The following is a 6919-nucleotide window of genomic DNA, read 5'->3' on the forward strand; positions in this document are numbered from 1 at the left end:
TTATCCCTTCTCCGCCGAGGCTTCGGCGACCGCATCGACCGCGGCGCGCGCATCGTCGAGCTTTGCGGGCGCCACCTGCCCTTCGTGCGGCAAGCGGAGCACGAAGCGCGCGGGGTCGCGCATGTCGAAGCGCAATATGCCGCGACCGAGCAAGCGGTTGGCGCCGTCCATATGCGCGAATTTGGCAAGCGCGGCCTTGGCCTCGGCCTCGCCTTCGGGAAGCGACAGCGTCTCGCCGCTGCGGAAACGCAGGTCCCAGCGGCGATTGCCGACCCACGTCGCGCCGGCGAGCAATTCCTTGAGGCTGCTCGCCTCTGTCAGCAGCCGGTCGAGGTCCTGCGAGCGCTGGTTTGCCTTGGGTCCGATGACGAGCGGCAGGTCGGGCATCGTCGCGACGGTGACGGGTTCGAGCACGACGCCCTTTTCGTCGATCAGCGACAGGCGATTGTTATGCTGCCAGATCGCCGCCGGGGTGCGCTCGACGATGTCGACGACGAGCGTGTCGGGCAGACGCCGCGACACGCGCGCATCCTTGATCCAGCCATAGCGCATCAGGTCGCCGCGGACATCCTCAAGGTCGACCGCCGCCATCGAGCGGTCCTTCTGCGCCAGCGCGATGTCATAGACTTTCAGCCGGTCGATGCGGTCGGCGCCGACCACCTCGACCTTCTTGACCTGAAACCCGGCGCGGCCGACCGCCTGCGCATATTCCTCGTGGATCTTTGCGGTCACGCCGGTGGCATGCGCGCCGATCGCGACCACCGCGCACAGGCTGAGCCCGATCGTCCAGTTGGCGACCTTCTGCAGCCGCTGCGGGCTGATCGGCAGCGCGTTGATGATCGCGTTGAGACGCGAGGTCTGAACCTTCCGCCGCTTCTTCGGCGCGCGCGCCGGGCGGCGCGGCGGCGCCTTCCCGCGCTTGATCTGTGTCTTGCTCATGATAACGCTTCCCCCACGATGCGTTCGACGAGTTCGGCATAATCCATGCCGACGGCGCGTCCCTGTTCGGGCACGAGGCTGAGCGCCGTCATTCCCGGCTGGGTGTTGACCTCGAGCAGGAAGATGCCCGCGAGGCCATGTTCATCGTCCCAGCGGAAATCGGAGCGCGAGGCGCCCTTGCAGCCGAGCAGGCGGTGCGATTGCAGCGCCAGATCCTTCATCCGCTGCGCCACCTCGTGGGGAACGTCGGCGGGGCAGACATGTTCGGTCAGGCCATCGGTATATTTGGCGTCATAATCGTAGAAACCCGACTTGACCCGCAGTTCGGTGACCGCGAGCGCCTGATCGGCGAGCACCGCGACGGTCAGTTCGCGGCCCTTGATAAAAGGCTCGGCGAGCAGCCGGTCGAATTCCTGCCAGGGGCCGACGGCTTCACGCGCGATCGGGTTGCCATAATTGCTGTCGTCCTTGACGATCGCGACCCCGACCGACGAGCCTTCGTTGACGGGCTTCAGCACATAGGGGCGCGGCAAGGGGTCGACTGTAAAGAGGCTTTCGCTGTCGACCATCGTCCCCGTCGGCATGGGAATACCATGCGGCACCAGCGCCTGCTTCGTCAATTCCTTGTCGATCGCGATGACCGAGGTGACGAGGCCGCTGTGCGTATATTTGAGGCCCATCAGGTCGAGCATGCCCTGCACGGTGCCGTCCTCACCGGGAACGCCGTGGAGCGCATTGAACACGACATCGGGCTTCGCCTCGGCGAGCCGCAATGCAACGTCGCGGTCCATATCGATACGCGTGACCTTATGGCCGCGGCTTTCGAGCGCGTCAGCAACGCCATTGCCGCTCATCAGCGACACTTCGCGCTCGGCCGACCAGCCGCCCATCAGGACGGCGACATGCCACGGACCCCGGCTCACTTCGCCACTCCCACGCGCTGAATCTCCCATTGCAATTCGATGCCGCTCTTGTCCTTCACGCGGCGGCGGACTTCCTCGCCGAGCGCCTCGATATCGGCGCTCGTCGCATCGCCGGTATTGATCAGGAAATTGGTGTGTTTCTCGCTGACTTGCGCCCCGCCGACGGCAAAACCGCGGCAGCCGGCCTCGTCGACGAGCTGCCACGCCTTGTGGCCGTCGGGGTTCTTGAAGGTCGAGCCGCCGGTTTTCGAGCGCAGCGGCTGCGACGCTTCGCGGCTGGCCGAGATGCGGTCCATTTCGGCCTGAATGGCGGCGGGTTCGCCGGGCTGGCCGCGAAAGGTCGCACCGGTCACGACCGCGCCTTCAGGCAATTCGCTGTGGCGATAGGTGTAACCGAGGTCCGCGAGCGGCAGAGTCCTCTGCTCGCCCGAACGCAGCACGACGTCGCAGTCGATCAGGATATCCTTGACCTCGCCGCCATAGGCACCGCCGTTCATGCGGACGAAGCCGCCGACGGTGCCGGGGATCGAGCGCAGAAACTCCATACCGGCGATACCCCCGTCGCGCGCGGTCGAGGAAACGAGAATGCCTGAAGCGCCGCCCCCGCAACGAAGCGTCGTGGCGTCGAGCGCTTCGACCTTGGCGAACGCCTTGCCAAGCCGCACGACGACACCCGGAAAGCCGCCGTCGCGGACGATGAGGTTCGATCCGAGCCCGAGCGCCATTACCGGCACCGCGGGGTCGAGGTCGCGGAGAAAATCTGCGAGGTCTCCGACATCCTTCGGCTCGAAAAGCCAGTCGGCGGGACCGCCCGATTTGAACCAGACGAGCGGCGCCAGCGGCGCCTTTGCCGTCAGCTTGCCGCGCACCGCCGGAAGGGTGTCGACGGCGCTCATGCCGCCTCCACCGCGGCGGCGAGGCCCGCCGCCATCTTGGTGATGTCGCCCGCGCCGAGACAGATGATCTTGTCGCCGGCGCCGAGATCACCCGCAGCGATGCTCGCCGCGATAGCGGAAGCCAGTGCGCCGGCGTCGGCGACGACATTTGCCTGACGGTGACCGCGATCGCGCAGACCTTCGACCAGCGCATCCGAAGACACGCCGTCGATCGGGCTTTCCCCTGCCGCATAGACGGGCAGCGCGAGCACGATATCGGCGTCGTTAAACGCCTGCTGGAAATCGTCCATATGATCGCGGAGGCGCGTGAAGCGGTGCGGCTGGACGACGCCGACGACGCGGCCCGCACCGACGCCCTCGCGTGCGGCTGACAGGACGGCGCGAATTTCGACCGGGTGATGCGCGTAATCGTCGATCACGGTCACCACGCCCTCACCGGCAGCAATCTCGCCGACCTTCGTGAAGCGGCGCTTGACCCCGGCAAAACCGTGGAAGCCCGACACGATCTTGTCGTCCGAAACGCCCATGTGCAGTGCGACCGCGATCGCCGCGAGCGAATTCTGGACATTGTGCCGCCCCGACATCGGCAAATGAATGCCCTCAATCGTGCGGCTGTTGCCGTCGCGGTCGCGCACGACGACGTCGAAGCGGTTGCCGTCGGGGCCGGGCGTCACATTGGTGCCGCGCACGTCGGCTTGGGCAGAGAAGCCATAGGTGATAATGCGGCGGTCGCGAATGCGCGGGATGATTGCCTGCACCTCGGGGTGGTCGAGACAGAGCATCGCGGCGCCATAGAAGGGCACATTTTCGATAAACTCGACGAACGCATCCTTGATCGCATCGAAGCTGCCGTAATGATCGAGATGTTCGGGATCGATGTTGGTGACGACCGCGATCGTGCCGTCGAGGCGCAGGAAGCTGCCGTCGCTCTCGTCGGCCTCGACCACCATCCAGTCGCTGGCGCCGAGGCGCGCGTTCGAGCCGTAATTGTTGATGATGCCGCCGTTGATCACGGTCGGGTCGATGCCGCCCGCATCGAGCAACGCCGCAACGAGGCTGGTCGTCGTCGTCTTGCCGTGGGTGCCCGCGATCGCGACGGTCGACTTCAGCCGCATCAGCTCGGCGAGCATTTCGGCGCGGCGGACAAGCGGGATGCGGCTGGCGAGTGCCGCCTCGACCTCGGGATTGCCGCGCTTAACCGCGGTCGAGGTCACGACGACTGCGACGCCGTCGACGTTCGATGCCTCGTGCCCGATCGCGACCTTGATGCCGCGCTTGCGCAGCCCTTCGATCACATAGCCGTCGGCGATATCGCTGCCCTGCACCTGATAGCCGAGATTGTGCATCACTTCGGCGATCCCCGACATGCCGATGCCGCCGATGCCGATGAAGTGGATGGTGCCGATGTCGGTCGCAACGCCGCGCATCATTTATCTCCCGTGCGGGCCGAAGCCATGCCGGTTGCGGCCGCACGCTGGCCCGAGGACGCCCCGACGCGGATCACGTCCATCATCGGCGGCGCGACGAGCGATTCGACAAGGTCGGCAAGATCGCGTGTGGCATCGGGCAAGCCGCAGCTCGCCGCGCGCTCGGCCGCCGCTTCGAGCGCACCGGGCTCGAGCGCCATGCGCTGGATATGCTTGGCGACCTCGGCCGGCGTGAAATCGGGCTGCTGAAACGCAATCGCCCCGCCCGCTTCGACGAGGTCGACGACATTATAGGTCTGGTGGTCGTCCATCGCGTGCGGATAGGGCACGAAGATCGCCGGACGGCCGGCGCACGCCAGCTCGGCGACGGTCGAGGCGCCCGCGCGCGCGATCACCATATGCGCCCAGCGCAGCCGCTCGGGGAAATCCTTGATGTAGGAAGCGCATTCGGCGGCAACGCCCAGCTCGGCATATTTGGCGCGCACCGCTTCGATATCGTCCTCGCGGCACTGCTGGACGACCTGCAACCGGTCGAGGAGCGCGCGCGGCAGCATCGCGATCGCCGCGGGCACGACTTCGCTGAGCACCGTTGCGCCCAGACTTCCCCCGACGACGAGCAGGCGAAAGATGCCATCCTCGGGCAGCGGCGGGAAACCCTCTTCACGGATCGCGATGATCTCGTCGCGCACCGGGTTGCCGGTGATATGCTTCTTCAGCTCATGCCCCTCGGGATAGCGCTGGATATTGTGGTACGCGACCGCCACCGCATCGACGCGCGGCGCCATCATGCGGTTGACGCGGCCGAGCACGGCATTTTGCTCATGGAGGACGCGGGGCCGCCTCATCGCGCCCGCGGCGAGCAGGCTGGGAAGCGAGGGATAGCCGCCGAAACCGACGACGACCGCGGGGTCGAACGCGTCGATCAGGTCGATCGCCATGCGGCGGCCCTTGCGGATCGCAAGCGCGGCCTTGAGCCAGCCGACGGGGCCGCCCGACACGCGGCCGGCGGGCAGAACGTGCGTTTCCATCTCGGCAGGGGCGCCCGGAATCTTCAGCCCGCGGTCGTCGCTGACCAGCGCGACGCGGTGTCCGCGCGAAATCAGTTCGCCCGCGAGGGCGTAGGCGGGCAGCATATGTCCTCCCGTCCCGCCGGCGGCGAGAAGGAAGTGGCGTGTTGCGGTCATTTCTTGTTCCAGTTTCGGGTCATCGACACCCGTGCCGCATAGGGGTTTCGGCGGGTCAGCGACAAGAGCAAACCCATGCCGATCGACAAAGCGATGAAGGACGAGCCGCCATAGCTGATGAACGGCAAGGTCATCCCCTTCGACGGGAAGATTTGCGTGTTCACCGCCATGTTGATCACCGCCTGCCCGCCGAATTGCGCGATCAGCCCCGCGACCGCGAGGATCAGGAAGCTGTCTTCCTCGTCGAGCAGGCGGACGAGGACGCGCACGATGATCGCGAGATAGAGCACCGCGATCGCGATGCACGCGATCATCCCGAACTCCTCGCCGATGACCGAGAAGATATAATCGGTGTGCGCTTCGGGCAGCTGGAACTTGGCAAGACCCGCGCCGGGGCCGGTGCCGATGAGACCGCCGGCGGTCAGCGTCGCATGCGCTTTGTCGACCTGAAAGCTGTCACCCTCGGCGAACAGCCAGATGTTGATGCGCTGCTGCGCGACCGGGTAGAAGAAATAGGCGAGCACGAGCCCGACCACCCCGGCTCCCGCGAGACCGGCCAGAATCCGCATCGACAGCCCAGCGACCATCACCAGCACCAGCCAGGTTGCGACGAAGATGACCGTCTGCCCCAGGTCGGGCTGGCCCATGAGGAGCAGCGCGATGACGCCGGTGAGCGCGAGCGCCAGTGGCACGACCGGCAGGCTCTGGTCGTGCAGCCGAAGCGACAGCACCCAGGCGAGCGCGACCGCGAAGAAAGGCTTGAGGAACTCCGAAGGCTGAAGGCGGAACACGCCGCTGCCGATCCACCGCTGCGCGCCGTTGACCGACGTGCCGACCAGCGGCACGAGGAAGAGGAGGATGAGGAAGGCGATGGTGCCATAGATGGCGAAGCGCCGCGCCTGCGGCTTGGGCAGCATCGACACCATCAACATCACCGGCACGCCGACGATCACCCACATCAGCTGGCGATAGAAATAATAGAGCGGGTCGAGCGACGCGGTCGAGGTCGACAATTTCTGCGCCGCGACGGGCGAAGCCGCGGCCACGGCGACGAGCCCGACCGCGACGAGGATCGACACGAGCAACAACAGCACGCGGTCGATTTCCCAGAACCACAGGCCGAGCGGCGTGCGGTCGGCGCGGCTGAGGCGCGGGCCGCGGCGTTTCGTGGTGCGCGTGGCGGCGATCACCGGCCTTTCGGTCGCGCTCTCCATATTGTCCCCCCCGCTCATGCCCCGAGCGCCTGAACGGCGGCGCGAAACGCATCGCCGCGCTGCTCATAATCCTTGAACTGGTCGAACGACGCGCACGCTGGCGAGAGCAGAACGATATCGCCCGGCTTTGCCGCCGCCGCCGCGTGGGCGACTGCGGTCGCCATATCGCCCGACAGGTCGACGGGCAGGTCATCGCCGATTTCGGCTGCGAATGGCTCCATCGCCTCGCCGATCAGATAGGCGCGTTTGACGTGACCGAACCAGGGACGGCACGCCGCGAGCCCGTCGCCCTTGGCCTTGCCGCCCGCAATCCAGTGCAAACGCTGGTCCGGCGCT

The 6919-nt window shown here is 66.5% G+C and carries 7 protein-coding genes; all 7 read right to left on the reverse strand.

Going from position 1 to position 6919, the window contains the following annotated elements; all coding sequences use genetic code 11:
- Positions 1 to 939, reverse strand: a complete 939-nt coding sequence (locus ACTJI5_RS20155; RefSeq protein ID WP_058536019.1) for a cell division protein FtsQ/DivIB — start codon at positions 937 to 939, stop codon at positions 1 to 3.
- A complete protein-coding gene (locus ACTJI5_RS20160) occupies positions 936 to 1862 on the reverse strand; it encodes a D-alanine--D-alanine ligase (RefSeq protein ID WP_440861558.1) in 927 nt (308 codons plus the stop codon). Before ACTJI5_RS20160 ends, ACTJI5_RS20155 begins: the two co-directional genes overlap by 4 nt.
- Positions 1859 to 2758, reverse strand: a complete 900-nt coding sequence (gene murB, locus ACTJI5_RS20165; RefSeq protein WP_440861559.1) for a UDP-N-acetylmuramate dehydrogenase — start codon at positions 2756 to 2758, stop codon at positions 1859 to 1861. The genes ACTJI5_RS20160 and murB overlap by 4 nt, the downstream gene beginning before the upstream one ends.
- Positions 2755 to 4185 carry a UDP-N-acetylmuramate--L-alanine ligase gene (murC, locus tag ACTJI5_RS20170; RefSeq protein ID WP_440861560.1) on the reverse strand — a complete coding sequence of 477 codons (1431 nt, stop codon included), beginning with the start codon at positions 4183 to 4185 and terminating at the stop codon, positions 2755 to 2757. The genes murB and murC overlap by 4 nt, the downstream gene beginning before the upstream one ends.
- Entirely contained in the window at positions 4185 to 5369 is a 1185-nt protein-coding gene (gene murG, locus ACTJI5_RS20175) for an undecaprenyldiphospho-muramoylpentapeptide beta-N-acetylglucosaminyltransferase (protein WP_440861561.1), read from the reverse strand. Before murG ends, murC begins: the two co-directional genes overlap by 1 nt.
- Positions 5366 to 6601, reverse strand: a complete 1236-nt coding sequence (locus ACTJI5_RS20180; RefSeq protein WP_440861562.1) for an FtsW/RodA/SpoVE family cell cycle protein — start codon at positions 6599 to 6601, stop codon at positions 5366 to 5368. Before ACTJI5_RS20180 ends, murG begins: the two co-directional genes overlap by 4 nt.
- Positions 6598 to 6919, reverse strand: a 322-nt coding sequence (locus ACTJI5_RS20185; protein WP_440861563.1) for a glutamate ligase domain-containing protein, incomplete at its 5' end; no start/stop codon positions are given. The genes ACTJI5_RS20185 and ACTJI5_RS20180, both read right to left, overlap by 4 nt.

It is taken from the genome of Sphingopyxis sp. 22461, from assembly GCF_052044915.1.
Classification (GTDB): domain Bacteria; phylum Pseudomonadota; class Alphaproteobacteria; order Sphingomonadales; family Sphingomonadaceae; genus Sphingopyxis.

Bases quoted from the DNA above. Each gene is read 5' to 3' on its own strand.
- ACTJI5_RS20155 (WP_058536019.1), bottom strand. From the start codon at position 939: ATGAGCAAGACACAGATCAAGCGCGGGAAGGCGCCGCCGCGCCGCCCG.
- murB (WP_440861559.1), bottom strand. From the start codon at position 2,758: ATGAGCGCCGTCGACACCCTTCCGGCGGTGCGCGGCAAGCTGACGGCA.
- murC (WP_440861560.1), bottom strand. From the start codon at position 4,185: ATGCGCGGCGTTGCGACCGACATCGGCACCATCCACTTCATCGGCATC.
- murG (WP_440861561.1), bottom strand. From the start codon at position 5,369: ATGACCGCAACACGCCACTTCCTTCTCGCCGCCGGCGGGACGGGAGGA.
- ACTJI5_RS20180 (WP_440861562.1), bottom strand. From the start codon at position 6,601: ATGAGCGGGGGGGACAATATGGAGAGCGCGACCGAAAGGCCGGTGATC.